The sequence below is a fragment of the Microvirga pudoricolor genome, from assembly GCF_016892705.1.
GTDB classification, from domain to species: domain Bacteria; phylum Pseudomonadota; class Alphaproteobacteria; order Rhizobiales; family Beijerinckiaceae; genus Microvirga; species Microvirga pudoricolor.
Genome location: NZ_JAFEMB010000001.1, coordinates 733045 through 752469, shown reverse-complemented (window position 1 = coordinate 752469; position 19425 = coordinate 733045). Strand labels below are relative to the sequence as shown.

The following is a 19425-nucleotide window of genomic DNA, read 5'->3' as shown; positions in this document are numbered from 1 at the left end:
CGGAACAGGGCGTCCTCGCGGGCGCCCTTTTCATGTCACGCCCGCCGCTCCGACAGCCAGATGCCGCCGAGCACCAGGAAGAGCCCCAGCGCGTGGTAGAGCGCGAAGGGCTCGCCCAGGAGCAGAACCGCCAGGAGGGCACCGAAGACCGGCACGAGATTGACGAACAGGCCCGCGCGGGCCGGGCCGATGAGCTCCACGCCGCGGATGAAGAAGATCTGGGCCAGGAGCGAGGGCAGGAGCGCCACGTAGAGCATGATGAGCCAGCCCCTGGGGGTCGGCCATTGCACGGTCCCTTGGGCGAATTCGAGCGCCACCAGCGGCAGCGAGGTCAGGAAGGCCACCACGGCCAGGGCCGTGAAGAACACCAGGCCGGGCAGGGCGGGGCGCCGCCGCAGGCCGAGCGTATAGCCGGCATAGAACAGGCAGGCGACCAGCATCCACACGTCGCCGATATTGAGCGCGAGGGTGCGCAGGATCTCCCAATCGGCCTTCACGGAGACCAGGACGACGCCCACGATGGTCACGGCCATGCCCAGCACCTGCAGGGGCAGAACGCGGGCCTTGAAGAACAGCACGGTGCCCAGGAGCACGAGCACCGGGATCGCGCCCTGGAAGATGGTGAGGTTCACGGCGCTGGTATGATGGGCGGCGGCGTAGAACAGGGCGTTGAAGGCCGTGAACCCGAAGGCGCCCATGAGGACCACGAAGAGCCAGCGAGCCCGGACCGTCGGCCATTCCGCCCACACGCGCCGTCCCACCAGGGGCAGCAGCACCGACACCACGATCACCCAACGCAGGCAGGTGAGCATCATGGGCGAGACCTGCCCGACCGCGAGCCGCCCCGCGATGGCGTTGCCGCCCCACATGAGGGCCGTGAGGGTGAGGAGCAGGTAGGCCTGCCCGTAGGCGGCTTTCCAGAGAGAGCGGAACATCGTCAGGAAACCGCGGATCGCATGGGCTTTGACCCTCAAAGCGCTTGCCGCCATGCGCGGTTCGGGTAAACCGGCGCCCGAAGGAGGCAGAGGACGGTCATGGGCTTACGGTTTCTGGTGGTCGAGGGCAATACGCGCCATGCAAGGCAGGCCCACAAGGCGAGCTATGGACTTACACAGGGGGAATCCTATGCGGCCGTCCTGCAGGAGATCGAACCGGCGAGCCTGTGCGACATCGCCCTTCCGGCCGACGAGGGCGCGAACCTGCCGGACCCCTCGGGCCTTCAATCCTACGACGGCATCGTCCTGACAGGCTCCTACCTGAACATCTACGACAGGACGCCGGAAATCCTGAGGCAGATAGACCTCATGCGGGCCGCGTATGCGTCCCGGACACCGGTCTTCGGCTCCTGCTGGGGCCTGCAGGTCGGCGCGGTCGCGGCCGGGGGCGACGTGCAGCGCAACCCGCTCGGGCGCGAGATGGTGTTCGCCCGCCGCCTCACCCCCACGGAGGCCGGGTGGGGGCATGCGATGCTGGCAGGGCGTCCCGCTGCCTTCGACGCGCCCGCCATCCACCTGGATCTCGTGACGGCCCTGCCGGGGGATTGCACCGTTCTGGCCACCAACGCCATGGCGGGCGTGCAAGCCGCCGAGATCCGGCAGGACGGAGGCGTGTTCTGGGGCGTCCAATATCACCCCGAGTTCAGCCTCGGCGAGATGGCGGCGATCCTGGGCCGGCGCGGCCCCACCCTCCTGGAGGAGGGCTTCTGCCGCTCGCCGGAGGACGCGGCCGCCTTCATCGCGGACCTCCAGGCCCTCCACGACGATCCGGCCCGCTTCGACCTCGCCTGGCGCTACGGCCTCGATGCCGAGATCCTCGACCCGGCCCGCCGCACGCGGGAGATCCGCAATTTCATCGAGGCCCGCGTGAAGCCGGAGAAAAGCGCGCGGGGCCGTGCCTGACAATAGGCCCGGGCCGCCTCCCATACTCTTTACGAAAAAAGGCCGGGCGCGATGCCCGGCCTTTTCGTTGGATGACGTGCCGTCTCAGATGAAGACGAAGTCGTTGAGATGCAGGGTGCTCTTGTTGACGCCGCTCAGGGTGAGGCTGAACTCGCCCTTGGCGATGACCGTGCCGCCGCCGGACTGATAGGCCGTGCTCATGAGAGCCGCGTAATCGGCGAACACGCTCTTGTAGACGATGATCTTCTCGTAATCGTCAGGCCCGGCGGCAAAGTCCGCGATGGTGGTCTTGGCCCAGGGCCGGATGTGGTAGGTGTCCCGGCCCCAGCCGCCGATCAGCACCGAACCGACCCCGTCGCCGATGAGGATGTCGTCGCCGTAGCCCCCGTCGAGGGTGTCGGCTCCGGCCGCCGCGCCCGCATCCATGTCGAGGTAATCGTTGCCGTCGCCGCCGCGCAGGTAATCGTTGCCCGTGCCGCCGATGATCGTGTCGTTGCCTTCCTCGCCCCAGAGCGAGTCGTTGCCGGCATCGCCCTTGACGCTGTCGTCGTTCAGACCCGCCCAAACCACATCGCTGCCGTTGCCGCCAGAGATGACGTCGTTGCCGCTCTCGCCGTTGAGGAAATCGTCCCCGTCCTCGCCGAAGATGGTATCGTTGTCGGCGCCGCCGTTGACGCTGTCATTGCCGATGCCCGCGCAAACGCCGTCGTTGCCGGCGCCGCCTTCGATCACGTCGTTGCCCTCTTCGCCAGCAATCCAGTCGTCTCCGCTGCCGCCGTCGAGCCGGTCGTTTCCTGTTCCGCCCCACAGCTCATCGTTGCCAGCATCGCCGTAGAGGACATCGTTGGCGCTGTCGCCCTTGAGGAGATCGTTGTCGGAGCCGCCGTAAAGACGATCATGCCCCTGTCCGCCATTCAATGTGTCGTTGCCTCCGCCGCCAAACAGATAGTCCGTTTCGCTTGAGCCAAGTGCTAATTGTGCATCATGGCCAAGCAGAACCATGTTGATGCGAATTTCGCGGCCAGCTTGGGTCAAGCTGAGCTGAGTGGTAAGGGTCGAGTTCGCTTCAACATCGTAATCGGGGACATCGCCGCCATTAGATTTCCAGCCAGGCCAGTTTGGATCTGCAAGCTTTCGAATACCGTTTTGATCAATGTAAACGCCGCCGTCTCGTTCATTAGGGAAGCGATCTGGAAACAGACTGTATTCCAAGTCCTTGATAAGCTGAACGGCAAAGCCGCCGGTGCCATATACTGCATCCCAGCGGTTTTTCTCCGCTTCATTCTCTGTCTTTGGGCCGAATTTAATATCAAACCAATGATCTGATTTTAATTTAGTTTCGACGATGGTACCGAAAGGCGTTTCAAAAATACACGTTAGAGTACCATCTTCGTTGTCGAAGACCGTGTAGGTTGATGAGGAATCTGATTCGTCGACCCCTACGAAATGACCCCCTGCCTCGCCTCCACTTGCACTATTTCCAGATGTGGAGCCTGAAGTATTGCCATACGTAACGCCGCTACCGACCTGATTGCCCTGTTGTGATCCACCATATGTGACCGGCGTTTGACCACCATATGTATTCTCTAACCAGCCCAACTCAGCTTCCAGCGTCATAGTCTCGTCCTCGTTCAACCTGAGGGCTCGTCAGCGCCGTAGATGCAGCATGCTTAAAGCCACGCTTGCGATGAATGCGTGTTCAGATCCGTGTTCCAACTCTCCAGACGGGGAGGGTTTAGGCTTAAACGATCGAAATTGCGGAAGTCGTAGATGGCGCTGGTTGCACGGAGGACCGTTCATGCAAGGACCAATGTTCGTGACGCTGGGAGAGATTTTCGTTGCGTCATGGGTGCTGACGTTGCGGCAGACCGGACGACGGGAGACGCGTGATTCTGTTTAGGGGCTTCCGTCCGGAAGGGTCACACATCGGCCGAAGGTTACCTTCAGTGTGGAACTGGCACGAGCGGGGACAGCAAACCGCTGCTTTCGTTGGAGGAGGGGCAGGTCAGCGCCGGATTGAGGGAGCGGCCAGCCTCGACCCGCCACAGGTCGGATAGGCCCTCACTCCCGCCCGATCCCGAGCCGTTTGCAGATCCGGTCGACCAGCATGCCGTCTCGCAAGGGCACCCCCTTGCGCGCGTCATGATCCGTGAAGCCCATCCGGCTGCGAAAGGCAAGGCGCTCCCCTGTCATTCCCAGCGGCCGCAGGCCGGGACGGGGATCCACGACCGGCTGCGTCGCCCCGGTTTCCTCTCCGTTCCGGCCGGGAACGACAACAGGGAGCGCGAACGTCACCGGAGGTTGGAGGATGACGATCAGCGGCGCGCCCGGCCGGAAATGACAGGAGGCATCGCCCGCCCATGAAGCCGCCAGCGCCCCTCCGGGTCGCGGGTCGCGTCGTACGGGGCCGGGCCGTGGCACCGCGCGGAACGGTGCAAGATCGCGACGGTGATGTCCCGGATCAGGCGGGTTACGCACCAGACCATGCCGAAGATGGTGGCCGCCAGGGCGAGGATGCAGAGCGCCTGGATCGGATCGGACGCATTCTGGAACTTGGCAAGGGCATCGGCCCAGACGCTGTAGGACGGCTCCATAGATCTAGCTCCCAAAGGCAAGCGACCACCAGCCAGGCTGGTGGTCGGGGAGTAGTAAGACCGCCGCAAGACGGCCGCATTGGCCTTTAGGCTTGCGCCCTGGACATGCGCCAACACCTCCCCGGCCATAAGGCGGGAGAGGCATCGTTGCGGTCGATGCCGACCGCTTGCGGAGAGGCTTACTAGACCCCGGAGCCGGGTCCGCCCAGCTCCGGTTCCGACGTAACATGCAAACAGGGCGGTCGGTCAATGGGATGCGGGGCGATGATCTGCTCCCATGGCCGGCTTCGGGCAAACCCGTTGCTGCAGGATCTCCCGGTTTTGCGAACCGAAACCCGCTTTCGCCTTGACCTTCGGGTCTCAATCCATCATGAGGCGCTGCAAGGTTTTACCCCAACCCTGGCCTTGCGCCGGGGTTTTTTATTGTGAGGATCGAGCGATGGCGAACGTGGTTGTCGTGGGCGCCCAGTGGGGCGACGAGGGCAAGGGCAAGATCGTCGACTGGCTGTCCGAGCAGGCCGACGTGGTGGTGCGCTTCCAGGGCGGCCACAATGCGGGCCATACCCTCGTCATCGGCGACACGGTCTACAAGCTCTCGCTCCTGCCCTCCGGCGTGGTGCGCCCCAACAAGCTCTCCGTCATCGGCAACGGCGTCGTGCTCGATCCGCACGCGCTCGCCGGCGAGGTCGAGCGCCTCTCCGAACAGGGCGTGACCATCACCCGCGATAACCTGCGCGTGGCCGAGAACGCCACCCTGATCCTGTCGATCCACCGGGAACTCGATGCGCTTCGCGAGAGCGGCAGCGCCGGCACCAAGATCGGCACCACCAAGCGCGGCATCGGCCCTGCTTACGAGGACAAGGCCGGCCGCCGCGCCATCCGCCTCATGGATCTGGCCGATCTCACCACCCTTCGCGACAAGATCGACCGGCTGCTCACCCACCACAACGCCCTGCGGCGCGGCTTCGGCCTCGACGAGTTCAAGCCGGAGGCGATCTACGAGGAGCTGTCCTCCGTCGCCCCGAAGGTGCTGCCCTACATGGACGCGGTGTGGCGCCTCCTCGACGAGGAGCGCCGCGCTGGCAAGCGCATCCTGTTCGAGGGCGCTCAAGGTGCGCTGCTGGACGTGGACCACGGCACCTACCCGTTCGTCACCTCCTCCAACACGGTGGCCGGACAGGCGGCGACCGGCTCCGGCCTCGGGCCCGGCGCGGTGGGCTACGTGCTCGGCATCGCCAAGGCCTACACGACCCGCGTGGGCGAGGGACCGTTCCCGACGGAGCTGTTCGACGAGGTCGGCGAGCTGATCGGCCAGAAGGGCAAGGAGTTCGGCGTGGTCACGGGGCGTAAGCGCCGCTGCGGCTGGTTCGACGCCACCCTCGTGCGGCAAACCGTCCGCACCTCCGGCATCGACGGCATCGCGCTCACCAAGCTCGACATCCTCGACGGGTTCGAGACCATCAAGATCGGCGTGGGCTACCGGCTGGACGGCGAGACCATCGACTACTTCCCGGCAAGCCAGGGGGCTCAAGCCCGCGTGGAGCCGATCTACGAGGAGATGGAAGGCTGGACCGGCTCCACCGCAGGCGCACGGTCCTGGGCAGATCTTCCGGCCCAGGCGATCAAGTACGTGCGCCGGGTCGAGGAGCTCATCGGCGCCCCGGTGGCGGTGCTCTCCACCTCGCCGGAGCGTGACGATACAATCCTCATGAAGAACCCGTTTGAGGGTTGACGCGGAAGCGCCAGCGGGTCATCCCAAAGACAAATGGCTGATTATCACCCCCTGATTGCCCGCGCGGTCGAAGGTTTGTCCGACCGCTCGCCCGATATGCGGCGCGCCGTTTACGAGCGCGCCCGTACGGCTTTGCTTGGACAATTGCGCTCCCTCGATCCGCCCCTGTCCGAGGCCGACATCGAGCGTGAGAGCCGGTCCCTCGACGATGCCATCCGCCGCGTCGAGGAGGGCTACGCAACGGCACCTGAGCCGTTTCCGCTGCCCGATTTCGCGGAGTTGCCCGCCCTGAAGGAAGCGGTGCTTCCGCCCGCTCGCGTCACCGAGCCGACAACGGCACCGGTGGAGCCGATCGAAAACGCTCCCGTCGCCGATGCGCCGTCCGATGCCCGGCCGCGCGTCGATACCCGTGCACCGGTTCGCGGCTCGGCCGGACGCGGCCGCACCATGATGCTCGGTGCGGTCCTGGCCCTTGTGATCGCGGCCATTGCGGTTTTTGCCTGGTTCTTGCGCGACACGCCCGAGAACATGGCCGCGCAGGCGCCGGTCGCCCAGGCGCCGCAGGCCGTTCCGGCGCCGGAGAACGGCAAGTTCGACGGGCGGGTCGGCGGCGCGCAGTCTCCCGCGCCGGCCGCTCCGGCCCGGGCCGATGTAGGGGTCGCGCAACGCGCGGTCTTCTACGAGGAGGACCCGAACAATCCCCAAGTCCCGAAAGCCATCACGGGCCGTGTGGTCTGGCGCCTCGAGACCATCAATGCCGGCCAGGGCCAGCCCTTGGAGACGGCGGTGCGCGGCATGATCGAGATCCCGGATGCGGGCATCAACTTGAACCTGCTCCTGCGGCGCAATCTCGACGCAACTCTTCCGGCTTCGCATACGGTCGAGCTGAACTTCACCACCCGGACAGGCGATGCCGGTCGCGTGGTGCGGGATGTCGGATTGCTGCAGTTCAAGAACGAAGAGAACGCGCGCGGCACCCCGGTGGCCGGGCTGCCGGTTCCCGTGCGGGAGAACTTCTTCCTGATCGGTCTGTCGAACCTGGCGGGCGACGTCGAGCGCAATGTGGAACTGTTCGTCCGCCGCAACTGGATCGACCTGCCGCTGCGCCTCTCCGATGGCAAGCGCGCGATCCTGAGCTTCGAGAAGGGCGCTTCGGGTGAGCAGGTGATGAACGACGCCTTCCGGCAATGGCAGTAGGAGCGCGCCGACCCATTTCAAGAAAAGCCGCGGCATCGACCGCGGCTTTTTCGTTTCGGGACCGTGGTGGTCCTAGAGCGCAGCCTCGGCCGGATCCTCGATCTTGGCCAGGTTCTGCTTCACGGCATCCTGGATCTTTTCGAAGGCCCGCACCTCGATCTGGCGCACTCGCTCACGGGACACGCCGAACTCCGTGGAAAGATCCTCGAGCGTCATCGGGTCGTCCGACAGGCGACGCGCCTCGAAGATGCGCCGTTCCCGCGGGTTGAGGACTGTCAGGGCGCTGCGCAGGGCCGAGAGCCGGTTCTGCCCCTCTTCCTCCGCGACGAGCACTTGCTCCTGGCTGGCGCTGTTGTCGACGAGCCAATCCTGCCATTCGCCTTCGCCTTCCTCGCGCAAGGGGGCGTTAAGGGACGAGTCGCCGCCGAGGCGCCGGTTCATCTCGATCACATCCTGCTCGTTCACGCCGAGCTGGGTGGCGATCTGCTTGACCTGATCGGGACGCAGGTCGCCCTCGTCCAGGGCCGAGATGCGGCTCTTGGCTTTGCGCAGGTTGAAGAAGAGCTTCTTCTGGTTCGCGGTGGTGCCCATCTTCACGAGGGACCAGGAGCGCAGGATGTACTCTTGAATCGCGGCCTTGATCCACCACATGGCATATGTGGCAAGGCGGAAGCCCTTGTCGGGTTCGAAGCGCTTGACGGCCTGCATGAGGCCGACATTGCCCTCGGACACCACCTCGCCGATCGGCAGCCCGTAGCCGCGATAGCCCATCGCGATCTTGGCCACGAGGCGCAGGTGGGACGTCACGAGCCTATGGGCGGCGTCGCGGTCTCCATGCTCGCGCCAACGCTTGGCGAGCATGTATTCTTCGCTGGGTTCCAGCATCGGGAACTTGCGAATCTCGTCGAGATAGCGCGATAGGCCCCCTTCGTTGGCAAGCACGGGAAGCGCTGAAGCCATAGTCTTATTCCTCCTTTGGCCCCCTCTGCTTGAGGCAAGCCTGAAGCGGCCTCCTCAACGGCCAACCGCCCACTCAGTATAAACAGGCTAAACTTGACCGAATAGAGGCGTTTTGAATGTCGAGTCGGCTTGATAACGCGGTGGGCTGCGACCGGTGCCGCCTTGGCTGGAAGAATGCGTCCGATTGACGCCCATCAGGAGCGCAGGGCGTCCAGCAGACCTTGCAGATCGGCCGGAAGAGGGCTCTCGAAGAGCAGGAAATCGCCGGAGCGTGGGTGCTGGAACCCCAGCACGGCCGCATGCAAGGCCTGCCGCCCGAGGCGGCTGAGGGCATCCTGCTGCAAAGGCGAGAGCCGGTTGGCCTTCGTCTTGAAGCCGGAACCGTACACGCTGTCGCCCAAGAGCGGGTGGCCGATATGGGCCATGTGCACACGGATCTGGTGTGTTCGCCCGGTCTCCAACTCGCACCGGACGAGGCTCGCCATGGGCTGTCCATGGGGCAGCTCCTCCTCCAGCGCGTAATGCGTGATGGCATAGCGCCCCTTGTCATGGGGCACGACCACGATCTTCTCGCGGTTGTGGACGCCTCGCGCCAGGGCGGCCTCCACGGTTCCGTGACGCCGCTCGGGCACTCCCCAGACCAGGGCAGCGTAAGCCCGCTCCAGGGGGCCTGTACGACCGTGGTCGGCGAACTGCTCCGCCAGGCCCTGATGGGCCCTGTCGTTCTTGGCGACCACGAGGAGGCCGGAGGTATCCTTGTCGAGACGATGGACGATGCCGGGACGCCGCACGCCCCCGATCCCCGACAGGCTCTCGCCGCAATGGGCGATGAGGGCGTTGACCAGTGTGCCGGATGCATGGCCCGCCGCCGGATGCACCACGAGGCCGGCGGGCTTGTCGATGACGATCAGATCCTCGTCCTCGTAGACCACCGCCAGCGCCATCGCCTCGCCCTGGGGCTCGGCCGGTGCGGGTGGCGGCTCGTGCAGGACGAGCCTCGCTCCCGCTCCGGCCTTGCGGCCGGGATCCATGACCGCCGCGCCGTCCAGCAGCACCCGCCCGTCCCGGATCAAGGCCTGCAGGCGGCTGCGGGACAGATCCGACCAGGCTGCCGCCAGCAGCTTGTCCAGCCGCTCCGGCGGCGAACCCTCCGGAACCGTCCACTCACGCTGGGTGGTGCCATCCTCATATTCTTGATCTGACATGACCTGATTTTTGATGTTAGGGCTTGATGATAACGAAAAGGCTGGTTATACGACCGGCCTCCACCTTGCTAGCTCCCTTCGTCTAGCGGTCTAGGACGTCGCCCTCTCACGGCGAAAACAGGGGTTCGAGTCCCCTAGGGAGCGCCAAAGGTCTTCTAAGCCATTGTAAGCCAAAAAGAACCTTCCTCGTAAGGGGTTAGGTATGCCGCCCTGGTACGTTTTCGTGGTACTATGTGGTGGTACGTGGCAATGGCGATTACCTACATGCAGCGGCGGCGATCTGGCATTTATGAATTTCGGCGAATGCTGCCTCGGTCGCTGGCTGGAAAGCCGGTCCCGGCCTACGCGCGGGAAGCCCTTGCCGAACTCACTAATCTCAAGACAGGCCGCTTTAAGCGGGAGCTTACGGTTTCTCTCCAGACCACCGACCTCCGCGAGGGCAAGAAACGCGACCTCCGGGAGGGCGTAAGAGTTGCCGAATTGTTTGCGCTCGCTGAAAGGCTGATCGCGCACGGCCCTCAAGCGACCGGAGGGCTGGACCTAGAGGACCTTCAAGCCAGCGTGATGGCCGAGCTTCTTGCCGCCGATGAAGAGGCCCGCGAGGAAGGCGACGATAGACGGCGCTTGCAAACAGCGGAGGAGCGCTCGCAGTGGCCGGACCTAATCGGGGTCTCAGGGCCTCAAGCCAAGGGAATGGAAGAAGACCACTTTGGTGCCTATGGCGAGGCGCTAGAGGAGCTTGAGGCCGACTACCGCAAGGCTCAAGCGCGGCGAGACCCAAAGATCGTGGACCCGGAACTCAGGACCTACCTGAAGAAGCACGGCATTCCGGTTGACCCGTCCGCCTCTTGGTATCGTGATGCCGGGCTCGCGGTGCTTCAAGCTCACGTGAAGGCGTATGGCCTCATGCGCGAACGGCAAGGCGGTGATGAGGTGCCGACGCCGAAGCTTGCCTCAGACAAAGGCCCGAAGCTCTCTGAAGCCTATGAGGCTTGGAAGGCGGGGAGCCCAGCACGGGGGTCTAAGAAGCCGGGAGCCAACACGGTGCGTGAAGCGGACCACGCGGTGCGCCGCTTCAAGGAAATGCATGGCGACATGCGGCTTGCGGCGATCACTAGAGAAAGGGCTCGCGAGTTCCGGGATGCATTAGCCCGAGTGCCTACGCGGTTGCCTGCGAAGCTGAAGGCCTTGCCTATTCGGGAGGTGCTGAAGACCCCGTCAGTTGCAAAGCTGCCGCCTCCCCACAGCGGCACAATCAATAAGTCTCTCTCGCTCTTGTCTGCCATTGTCTCGAACGCCGAGCGCGAGGGCCACCTGGACGCAGCGCCCGGCTTCGTGAACCCTTTCGGCAAGGGCTTGAAGCTGGCCGTTGATGATCGGGATGCCGACACGCGGGAACCCTTCACAGTGGCGGACCTCAAGGCCATCTTCAGCACACCAGTGTATAGCGCGGGGCAGCGGCCCGAGGGTGGGGGCGGAGAGGCGGCTTACTGGCTTCCGCTCATTGCTCTCCTCACAGGAGCCCGCCAAGGCGAACTCGCGCAACTCCGTATCGGAGACCTCAAGCCAGACCCGGAGTCCGGCATCTGGCACTTCGACATCGGGACAGAGGGTGGCCGTTCGATCAAGACCGCAAGTTCCCGCCGCAAGGTCCCTGTGCACCCGGAGTTGGAAAGGCTGGGTCTCCTTCGGTACCGCCAAGCCCTCTTGGACCGTGGGGCAGGGCTTCAGGATTCCCTATGGCCGGACATCAAGTCAGACAGCCAGGGGCGGAGAGCAGGGCCGTGGTCTAAGTGGTTCAACCGGTACCTTCGGGACAAGGCCGGGGTCGATGATGCGGGCAAGGTGTTCCACTCCTTCCGGCACACCTTCAAGCGAATGGCCAGGGATGCGGGTCTCTCGGAGGAGATGCACGATGCTCTCACGGGACATACGGGCGGCGGGGTAGGGCGGAGCTACGGGGGTGGCTTTGGGTTGAGAGCCATGGCGGAGTCTTTAGAGAGGCTTGAGGTACCTGAGGTGGTTCAAAACCTCAGCATGTAACCTACTATGCCACGTCACTGACTGTTAACAATCTAGTCGAGTTCAAAGTATTCGCGATTGGGCTCTTTTCGGATTTTGCTAAAGTCAGTGCTCACGAGCCGGTGATGCTCGGCATCGTATGACACAGACCCTAGAATACAGGCTGCGGCAACATTTGGATGGTCGTTGAGAAGCTTTCGATAATTTGTTTTTACCCACCTCAAGGCCATCAATTGCAACGGGTAAAACTCTCTTCCATAGCCTTTGCGGCGGTCGGGTAGCGTGAGGCCTAGAACGTTCAGGCAGTAGCCGAGAATGCGAGCCCCCTTGAAATTTGGAGTCACGCTCATGCGCACAATCTCTTCATACATTAGGCGTTGAAGTCTGAGACGAATAATCTCCGCAGCCTTCGTTTTTCGTAATCCGAAAATTTGTCCCCACGTTGAGTTGTGTTGGACAGTCCAAGCTGCCCAGGCGGGCGATGAAACGTCTGAGGCCGCAAGCACGATCTCAAAAATCAGGCCAGCTAGCTTGTCAAATATGTCTTGTTGCCGAAGCTGATCTTTATCCCGCTTTGCGCCTGTCAGCTTCACCGGCTTCTTTGCATAGTTCTCAGCCAGCTCAATGGCTTTTTCCACGAATGATACGACAGCCTTCAAGCGACCGTACGCATCTGATGTTAGATAATCCTGTGAGTCATTTAAAGAACTCAGTCCATAAAGTGCGTGATCCATACTGCTGAGTAATCTTGCCAGTGCGTAAGAGTGTGGGTGCGAAAGTCCCCTAGTTGCCTTGAGGTTGCTCTCTAGAAAGGCCAGCGCTGCTCGCGAGTATGCTTCCATCTGCCTAGCGGTAAATCCGGAGATAGAAACGAAGTCCATATCGAGAGGAGAAGCACCATCGGCAGCGCACTTTTCGACAAATTCATAATTACCGAAAATGGTATTACTCACAGGTCTGGTGTAGCCTAGAAGTCCGGAGTAAAAACTGCCATTCTCCTGGTAAAAAGATGAGGATTCATTTCGTATAAACTCCTGTCCAATATTGCGACAAAACTGATAGATCGGCAGATGGCGGTTACGATACTTATGCGCCTCCTCAAAGAAGACAAAAGCTAGGGTTGGAACCTTCTCAACGACCACGCGGCAAAAGCGTATGTCTCCGATAAGCAGCAGTAGGTTTATGGCGCACTGCTGTTGGATAGTCGCTTTGCTTGAGTCGTGCTCACGATCCGGATATTTTGCAGCACATGCTACGATCCATCTTGCAGAGTCACGAAGCTCTTCAGCAATGACTTGAAGTCGCTCAGGATTGCCCTCGTGAATAAAATGGTAGTTCACTGCCAAGAATTGCTCGGCATTGGAACTACGGAATCTTTGCGGTCGAATGAGCGCTACTGCCATGACTTTGAACACGAACGCTAGAAATACGAATCCGAGAATGGCCTTAAGGTTGTTGGCATTGTTGAGAAACTTGGGAATGGGCAAGCCATTCTGAAACCAAACATCGATCACCAAGATTGAGAAACCGATGCCGAGGCCAACCCAAAAGCCGGTTATTCTGAGATTCAGCCGCGTCACTGATAGGCGGTATCTAAATCGAAAGTCAGACGCCGACAGAACCACCAAGAGCAAGGCTAGTGCCGCCAGATACTCGGCAAAGCTAAAGATATTACCTGAGATGGGAGGTGTCGCGGGAGTAAGCCGAAGCCAGTCCCAACCTGCCCATGTTAAAATTGGCTCGAAGTAGGCCCTTAAGGCGTCCATCATTTACCTGCTACCCTCCGTCTGGGCTGCCTTAGGTCAAATAATATGTGCAAGCCACATGGCCTCGGGGATACCTAAGGTGCTGGGGGCTCAGTAAGTATATGAGCAATACGACGTTGGGAGCCGAAGCCAGACCCATCGACTACACAAACCAGCTACTCACTACCCATGCCGTCTCAGGTGCACTGGATAAGCGTGAGGGGAGGGCATCTCGCAAGAGCAACTTCAGCATTCGGCAGGATCGATCACGCCTACCTCCATACGACGTCAGTTCTAGAAGGGGATATCGTCATCCAGGTCTGAGAACCTCGAAGGCGGATGCTTCTGGGTGTCTGGCGGCGGGAGGCGACGCTGCTTAGGCCCCTCGATGGCCTCACGGCGGCGCGGGCGCGGGAGTGCACCAGTTTGCTCCTCAATCTTTACACCAAACATAGCGGCAATCAGGCGGGTCCACTTCCAGGCTGGCTCAAGCTCCTCGATTGCATCCCCGACTGTGGTTGCTGTGGAAACGACAAGTTCTGAGAAAGTCTGAAGAGTCGTACGATCTCGGTCAATAGCCTTTAGGAACTCGTTGATCTTATCGTACAGAGCCTCCTTTTTTGCGGTGGGGAGGTTGCTCTCGTCGATCACCGCTTTGATTTGCTCAACGTAGTGACGAACCTTTTCCTTCTCGGGTGCGCTTAAGACCACTGTGTAAGCGCGATGCCCATGCGCTTGTGCGATTTTGATTTTCACTGCGTAGTGGTCAACCGCTGTTATAAAGTCTTGATAGAACGATTCCACATCGCGATCACGATGGGAGGGGACCTTGTATTCTTCGAGGATCGCAAGTCCAAGGGCGTCGGCTGATGCTAATACGTGGTTGATATACTCTATCAAAAGTGAGTTATAGACCCCAGTCGGAAATTGGTCTCCGAGTCCGGCGATGTTATGCTTTAGTTGAGTCCGATATTTCCGCTCAAGTCGAACGAAAGCTAACTCGGGGTCACCTGAATCGTCTGCATACTCCGCTTCATCCAGCATCGCGAACGAACCCACGCACGAACAAGAACTAGAGCTAATTATCGTGGAGACCTCGCACAAGACCTCTTTACCCCAGTGCCCACAGGGAACATGAGGTAGGCATGTGGTCTTCACTGTCCTCTCCCCTCCGCCTTGATGACCTCAGGTCAAACGTCCTGCCCACCCCGTGTAACCTCGGGGCTACCTGAGGTGGCGGTGTCTGGTTAGGTCTATGGGTAACTTGGGGTCTCGCCTCTAAGTCAGACCCCTCGACGACTCAAACCAGCCCCCCCCCGTCACCCATGCCACCCAAGGTACCTGAGGTAAGCGTGAGGGGAGCGCATGAGGTCTTCGAGGTGGTGGCGTGTGGTGGGCCGCCCGCGCTCTACCTCTAGGCTTAGCGCAAGCCTCCTCAAGCACGGAGACCCCTTGCAGTGGACCTGGAGTGGCCGTGCTGTCATCTGTTAGTTTCCTTCATCGCCAGCTACCCATCCCGCCTGGCATTGAGTTTAACCTCATGCCCCCCTACGGCGAAGGGTGCTCCGCCTCCCCCTGGTTGACTTGAGGTCTGGGCTCCAAGTCAGACCCTCGGACTACTCAAGGGAAGCCCACCCCGCCTAGGCCGCCCGAGGTGCATGAGGGGAGCTTAAGGGGGAGAGCATCGGGTCTACTGGGTGATGGGGAGACGAGTAGGAGAGTGCAAAGAGTAGGGAGCTTGAAGGGAGGCCTCAAGGTGTCCAAGGCGGGGGAGAGAAAACCTCCACTACTGACTTAGAGGATATACTCTTAGCATTAGCGGAGGCGTAAGAAGCCAAGCTGTTGTAAACATTAGCTAAAGGTGGTCTTCAGCTTCGCGCGAACTCCTCCTGTCAATTGGCTGAAAGCCTCCGCCATAACCTCCTCCGCAACGCCAGCCTCAGAGCTTGCAACAAGCACACTATCGTGGAGGGGAAGTGCGGTGATGCCCTTCGCGTAGAGCCTGAGCAAGGCCTCGATTAGCATTTCGCTCTCAAGCAGCATGAGCTTGAAGCCCAGCCCAGTGCCGAACAGATGGGCGATGGAGCCGTGACGTTCCTTAATGGTGGCAATGGCCGCTTTGAGCTTCGTCCCCGGTGGAAAGTCGCTAGACAGACCCATTGGCCAATTCCGTAGCGGGGTGGCCGAGAGCAAGAGAGCATTGCTTAAACGCTTCCACCCTTCCCGGTGAGACCCGTTGCCGGTGATGTCGTACAGGTCACCCTCGGGTGGGAGGAGGTTCGCCTCTAAGTATGCCAAGGTCATGAAGAGTTGGCCGTAGTCCACGTTGGCGATGCGCTCACCTTCAGGACACAACGGGGTCCCGATCCTAAGCAGCCTACCGCGATCCTCTCGCTTCATGGTCTCCCAAAAGGCATCGTAGAGCCGCCCGCCTTGGAGCCAGCTTCCGTTATTGAAGATTCGCCGCACGGTCCTTCGTGCGGGGTCTACCGGAAGACCATCCTTGGTCTCACCGAACTGCCCGGCATCAGGCACAATGATGATAGGCGCGGATCGGAGGTAGGCATTGATTTGCTGGACCTGTTTCCTCCGCCTTCGGGTCAACGGGGTGTCCTCGTACTCAATGGCTTCCGCAATGTCGGTCTTCGCAGTCTTCTTGCCCTTGAGCACGATGACCTCATGGTCCTCCACCCGCGTGAAGTCATCCCATCGCAGACCACCGGGCGGGAGCCATTCGGCAAGCTCACGGGCAGGGAACACAGTGGAACGCTGGGCCACTCCACCCTTGAGCTTAAAGCCCCGCCTACCGTTATCGATGAGGTGCACACCTGGGTGGGCCATGAGGCCCAGTGCATCGAGAAAGTGTTGTCCGTAAACCGGCGAATGGTACCGGCTCGTGGACCACATCACAGCGCTGCTCCGGGGCACTGCCAGCGCTCGATCCCCACCCACCATGAGCACGGTGGCCAAGTTGCAGAAAAGGCACTCTAGGGCGAGCCTAAAGCTTATCCGGTCGGTGTCCTTTCGAGCGCGGCGGCGGAGCCCCAGGTCTCGCTCACGGGCTTCAAGGTGGTCTACAAGCCTTCCTGTGGCGGTCTTGAGTTCCGAGGACGCGGCCCGGCGTTGGGGATCGAAGGGGAGGGCTTGAGGTTGGAGAGGCCCCCGAAGGGACCCCTCCTTGTTAGAATGTTCTGACCAACCCGCCACAGCGCTATCTGTCGCGTGAGAGGTCATCGCTTCAGCATATCCCGCCGCCACCTAGGCACCCAGCCGGGCAACTGCGATGGATGCAGCCCATAGCGCTCTGCCTTAAGCGCTCGCACGGCCTGCACCGCGCCATCACCAAGACCCGCGCAGACCTCCTCAAGCTCCGCCCCCATGACTCGCAGGATGCGGCCCGACGACTTCGGGTAAGTATGGAAGGCATAAGGGACGCTTGACCCATCGGGCATTGGCCACTGTCCCCGCTGGTGGCTTCCCGACGCTAAGCGGTGTGCCAGTTTCGCGGTCTGGACCAATCTGTAGACTGTGACCCTATGGCTGTCCGCATCGTCAAGGATGTTCGCGGCTACGGCAAGGTAGATGGCGAGAAGGCGCTCAGGCGGGACAGCGGCCTCCCGGAGTCTAGCAAAAGCAATTTTTGCGCGAACCGTGGCAGGGAGGCGTTTGATGCGGCTCGCGGGCTCTACCCTACCTGAGCCTTCGAGAAGCCCCTCCAGGCCCATGAGAGCGTGCCTAACGAGGGCGTCTTCATTGTGCTTCTTGAGCCAACTTGCGGCGGCCTTGAGGTAGGGCTTCAGGTCCTTCGCAGGGATCGTGGGAGCCCATGCACTGCCGAACCGTGCTTGTCGCTGGACGTGATAGCGACAGAGCGTGTCGGCTAGTCCAACCCCCGCTGCGGCCATCGTAGGTCTTCCGCAATTCAGGATCGTACAGCGGGGCATCGCCTCTATGTTCGCAATGCGGGCCTGTATCTCTGCTTTGCGCTTCTGAGACTGTGCTGCCGGGAGCATCAGATGTCCCAATCGCCGAAGCTGTGGCCAATATTTCGGGTCGCTTGTCCAGCAGCGTCTTTTGTCTCGTCAAGGAGCCTCTCGCTCCGATCTGAGTTTGGTCGTCCGGCGCTTACTGTCAAATTACGTGCCTCAAGTACGCCATCCAGCGCCTCTCGCTCGATCCGATATGCAAGAGGTTTCCCTTTGCCGTTCGACCTTCTGTAGTTGTTCTGCTTTCTGATAGAACGATCCTCATTTAGCCCGTCGTAAAAGAAGCTTAAGTTCGAGTAGAAGTGGGCCACTGCGCCTTCCGGAAGGTGCTTTGCGGCCTCCCGTGCTGCGATCAGGATCGCCCTCGTATGATAGTCACGCACTGTCATTGTCCCGCCGGACCAACCGGACTTGAAGATCTCCCATGAGCGTGTGCGTATCGTCCATGCATGGCAGGACTTAGGTTCCGCGAAGTGCGGGCCGCCATCCTTGTCAGTTGTCGCCACCCAAACGAAATATTCTGCCGTTGGGTGTTCTTGGCATTTATCCATATGCGCTCCACCACCGCGCTACTGCGCAGTGCTTAGTTAAGTTGAGCCTGGAAATGTCACACCATGAAGCTGACGCTGAGACGCGCAGCAACGTGGCGAGAAGCCTCGCAAGCGGATTGTTTTGGAAGCGCAAGCCCGAGCTGTCGGACTTTTGACCGAGCTACGACCCTCGCCGAAGCATGGGTTCGAGACGGATCATCATTTGCAAGATCTGTTTACCTGATTTCCGTCTTCGACTCAAGGGACTACGCGGCTCTCGCATCGATCTATGGATTGGCAGGAGCGGATCGGTCAGCTACAAAAATCTCGGAGCACAGACGCGGTGCTCTGGGGCGTGGAAACCCCAAGCCAAGCGGTAAGGTGCCGACCGGAACGGTGCCGATCCTCGATCTTTTGGTCGGGGAGCCTGTGGCGTATGTCCAGGTTCTCCGAACTAAAGGTCACAGGGACCGGCCTTGGCTAGGTTTTCCAACTCCCCGACTAGGGATCAGGAGGCTTGCTTGCGGGGAGCGTACCGCAGGCGACTGCCTTTGGAGGGAGTTTGAGATGTCAGGTCGGACCTTGCTCATCGCTGTCGGGTTAGTAGCGGTCGCATCATCGGTGAGCTACTTTGCGGCGGCACAAGGCCTTGAGACGAACAGCCGGTATCAGGTTGCGGCAGCACCGGGCGGGGCGTGGCGGATAGATGCACTGACGGGAAACGTTTCGGTCTGCCGTCTCGTAACCTTCCGCAGGGCACCTTTATGCAGCCCTTGGGGTGCCGATGCTATAGCCCCTTCACAGTCAGCGCCGGGCAATTCGTCAACAAGCAGACCAATGGACGACAAGGAGTTTCAGGAGTTGCTCGAAAGTGCGACTGAAGCCGCAAAGCAAGCACAATAGGCCCTGACCTATAAAGCCCGCTCTTGTGACCCATTGAGGATTTTGTAAACCGCTCCGCGCGAGCACCCTGTCTCTCTCGCTATCGCTGTAGCGCCGACCCCCGTAGCTGCTAAAGCCTTTACCTGGGCATGTAGTTCTGTCCTAACAGGACGACCTCTATAGACCCCGTCCTTTTTGGCCTTCTCGATGCCTGCCTTCTGGCGTTCAAGGATGAACTGACGCTCCATCTTGGCGACCATGCCGAGGACCGTAAGGACTATCTCTCCGGTCTCGCCTCGGGTCGTCACGAAGGGCTCAAGCACTGTGAGGTATGCGCCCTTCTGCTTCACCTCGTGTACGATGTTGAGCACATCCCGAGTATCCCGGCCTAAGCGGTCAAGGCGAACCACCATTAGTTCGTCTCCAGGCCTGAGAAAGGCGAGGATGGTCTCAAGCTCAGTGCGCCCCTCACGGCTCGCCCCTGATGCCTTTTCTTCCCGAATGATGCCGCAGCCCTCCGCCTTGAGGCGATCAACTTGAGCGGCAGTGTCTTGGTCAGCCGTAGAAACTCTGGCGTATCCAATCTTACTCATAGCTCTATCCCCCAATGTTCACTTTGGGTCTAAGATCTTGAGTATAAGTGTCAACTAAATGCCCGTGTCAACCCTAAGTGA

General features: G+C 61.0%; 15 protein-coding genes and 1 tRNA gene. 5 read left to right on the top strand and 11 right to left on the bottom strand.

Annotated elements, in window-relative coordinates:
• Nucleotides 1-35 precede the first annotated feature (35 nt).
• Complete coding sequence (locus ILT42_RS03485) at nucleotides 36-989, bottom strand: DMT family transporter (RefSeq protein ID WP_204213922.1); 954 nt, start codon at nucleotides 987-989, stop codon at nucleotides 36-38.
• Nucleotides 990-1034: 45 nt separating this feature from the next.
• On the opposite strand from ILT42_RS03485, the gene ILT42_RS03480 reads away from it, so the two are divergent.
• Complete coding sequence (locus tag ILT42_RS03480) at nucleotides 1035-1898, top strand: type 1 glutamine amidotransferase (RefSeq protein ID WP_204213921.1); 864 nt, start codon at nucleotides 1035-1037, stop codon at nucleotides 1896-1898.
• 84 nt (nucleotides 1899-1982) lie between these two features.
• Here the strand turns inward: ILT42_RS03480 and ILT42_RS03475 are convergent, their stop codons facing one another.
• The 3 genes from ILT42_RS03475 to ILT42_RS03465 all read right to left on the bottom strand — a co-directional run bounded on the left by ILT42_RS03475 (nucleotide 1983) and on the right by ILT42_RS03465 (nucleotide 4492).
• The gene (locus ILT42_RS03475; protein ID WP_204213920.1) at nucleotides 1983-3515 is read right to left on the bottom strand and encodes a calcium-binding protein; all 1533 of its coding nucleotides are present in this window, start codon (nucleotides 3513-3515) and stop codon (nucleotides 1983-1985) included.
• A 444-nt stretch (nucleotides 3516-3959) separates the two neighbouring features.
• Nucleotides 3960-4124 carry a hypothetical protein gene (locus ILT42_RS03470; RefSeq protein ID WP_204213919.1) on the bottom strand — a complete coding sequence of 55 codons (165 nt, stop codon included), beginning with the start codon at nucleotides 4122-4124 and terminating at the stop codon, nucleotides 3960-3962.
• A gap of 89 nt (nucleotides 4125-4213) precedes the next feature.
• Complete coding sequence (locus ILT42_RS03465) at nucleotides 4214-4492, bottom strand: hypothetical protein (RefSeq protein ID WP_204213918.1); 279 nt, start codon at nucleotides 4490-4492, stop codon at nucleotides 4214-4216.
• A gap of 439 nt (nucleotides 4493-4931) precedes the next feature.
• Between ILT42_RS03465 and ILT42_RS03460 the strand changes: the two genes are divergently transcribed.
• Entirely contained in the window at nucleotides 4932-6224 is a 1293-nt protein-coding gene (locus tag ILT42_RS03460) for an adenylosuccinate synthase (protein ID WP_204213917.1), read from the top strand.
• 33 nt (nucleotides 6225-6257) lie between these two features.
• Nucleotides 6258-7421, top strand: a complete 1164-nt coding sequence (locus ILT42_RS03455) for a hypothetical protein (RefSeq protein ID WP_204213916.1) — start codon at nucleotides 6258-6260, stop codon at nucleotides 7419-7421.
• 72 nt (nucleotides 7422-7493) lie between these two features.
• Here ILT42_RS03455 and rpoH read toward each other — a convergent pair whose 3' ends face one another.
• The gene (gene rpoH / locus ILT42_RS03450; protein ID WP_204213915.1) at nucleotides 7494-8381 is read right to left on the bottom strand and encodes an RNA polymerase sigma factor RpoH; all 888 of its coding nucleotides are present in this window, start codon (nucleotides 8379-8381) and stop codon (nucleotides 7494-7496) included.
• A gap of 194 nt (nucleotides 8382-8575) precedes the next feature.
• Nucleotides 8576-9586 carry an RluA family pseudouridine synthase gene (locus ILT42_RS03445; RefSeq protein WP_204213914.1) on the bottom strand — a complete coding sequence of 337 codons (1011 nt, stop codon included), beginning with the start codon at nucleotides 9584-9586 and terminating at the stop codon, nucleotides 8576-8578.
• A gap of 71 nt (nucleotides 9587-9657) precedes the next feature.
• Between ILT42_RS03445 and ILT42_RS03440 the strand changes: the two genes are divergently transcribed.
• Nucleotides 9658-9733: transfer RNA gene (locus ILT42_RS03440), tRNA-Glu, on the top strand.
• 84 nt (nucleotides 9734-9817) lie between these two features.
• Nucleotides 9818-11629 carry a site-specific integrase gene (locus ILT42_RS03435; protein ID WP_324617696.1) on the top strand — a complete coding sequence of 604 codons (1812 nt, stop codon included), beginning with the start codon at nucleotides 9818-9820 and terminating at the stop codon, nucleotides 11627-11629.
• 32 nt (nucleotides 11630-11661) lie between these two features.
• Here ILT42_RS03435 and ILT42_RS03430 read toward each other — a convergent pair whose 3' ends face one another.
• The 5 genes from ILT42_RS03430 to ILT42_RS03410 form a co-directional block, all read right to left on the bottom strand.
• The gene (locus ILT42_RS03430; RefSeq protein ID WP_204213912.1) at nucleotides 11662-13377 is read right to left on the bottom strand and encodes a hypothetical protein; all 1716 of its coding nucleotides are present in this window, start codon (nucleotides 13375-13377) and stop codon (nucleotides 11662-11664) included.
• 270 nt (nucleotides 13378-13647) lie between these two features.
• Nucleotides 13648-14397, bottom strand: coding sequence for a hypothetical protein (locus tag ILT42_RS03425; RefSeq protein ID WP_204213911.1), 750 nt, complete (start codon nucleotides 14395-14397; stop codon nucleotides 13648-13650).
• 807 nt (nucleotides 14398-15204) lie between these two features.
• The gene (locus tag ILT42_RS03420) at nucleotides 15205-16587 is read right to left on the bottom strand and encodes a hypothetical protein (RefSeq protein ID WP_204213910.1); all 1383 of its coding nucleotides are present in this window, start codon (nucleotides 16585-16587) and stop codon (nucleotides 15205-15207) included.
• 778 nt (nucleotides 16588-17365) lie between these two features.
• Nucleotides 17366-17722, bottom strand: coding sequence for a hypothetical protein (locus ILT42_RS03415; protein ID WP_204213909.1), 357 nt, complete (start codon nucleotides 17720-17722; stop codon nucleotides 17366-17368).
• A gap of 1058 nt (nucleotides 17723-18780) precedes the next feature.
• Nucleotides 18781-19344, bottom strand: a complete 564-nt coding sequence (locus tag ILT42_RS03410) for a recombinase family protein (protein WP_204213908.1) — start codon at nucleotides 19342-19344, stop codon at nucleotides 18781-18783.
• Between the last annotated feature and the right edge of the window lie 81 nt (nucleotides 19345-19425).

Bases quoted from the DNA above. Each gene is read 5' to 3' on its own strand.
- ILT42_RS03485 (WP_204213922.1), bottom strand. From the start codon at position 989: ATGGCGGCAAGCGCTTTGAGGGTCAAAGCCCATGCGATCCGCGGTTTC.
- ILT42_RS03480 (WP_204213921.1), top strand. From the start codon at position 1,035: ATGGGCTTACGGTTTCTGGTGGTCGAGGGCAATACGCGCCATGCAAGG.
- ILT42_RS03475 (WP_204213920.1), bottom strand. From the start codon at position 3,515: ATGACGCTGGAAGCTGAGTTGGGCTGGTTAGAGAATACATATGGTGGT.
- ILT42_RS03465 (WP_204213918.1), bottom strand. From the start codon at position 4,492: ATGGAGCCGTCCTACAGCGTCTGGGCCGATGCCCTTGCCAAGTTCCAG.
- ILT42_RS03460 (WP_204213917.1), top strand. From the start codon at position 4,932: ATGGCGAACGTGGTTGTCGTGGGCGCCCAGTGGGGCGACGAGGGCAAG.
- ILT42_RS03455 (WP_204213916.1), top strand. From the start codon at position 6,258: ATGGCTGATTATCACCCCCTGATTGCCCGCGCGGTCGAAGGTTTGTCC.
- rpoH (WP_204213915.1), bottom strand. From the start codon at position 8,381: ATGGCTTCAGCGCTTCCCGTGCTTGCCAACGAAGGGGGCCTATCGCGC.
- ILT42_RS03445 (WP_204213914.1), bottom strand. From the start codon at position 9,586: ATGTCAGATCAAGAATATGAGGATGGCACCACCCAGCGTGAGTGGACG.
- ILT42_RS03435 (WP_324617696.1), top strand. From the start codon at position 9,818: ATGTGGTGGTACGTGGCAATGGCGATTACCTACATGCAGCGGCGGCGA.
- ILT42_RS03430 (WP_204213912.1), bottom strand. From the start codon at position 13,377: ATGATGGACGCCTTAAGGGCCTACTTCGAGCCAATTTTAACATGGGCA.
- ILT42_RS03425 (WP_204213911.1), bottom strand. From the start codon at position 14,397: ATGCTGGATGAAGCGGAGTATGCAGACGATTCAGGTGACCCCGAGTTA.
- ILT42_RS03420 (WP_204213910.1), bottom strand. From the start codon at position 16,587: ATGACCTCTCACGCGACAGATAGCGCTGTGGCGGGTTGGTCAGAACAT.
- ILT42_RS03410 (WP_204213908.1), bottom strand. From the start codon at position 19,344: ATGAGTAAGATTGGATACGCCAGAGTTTCTACGGCTGACCAAGACACT.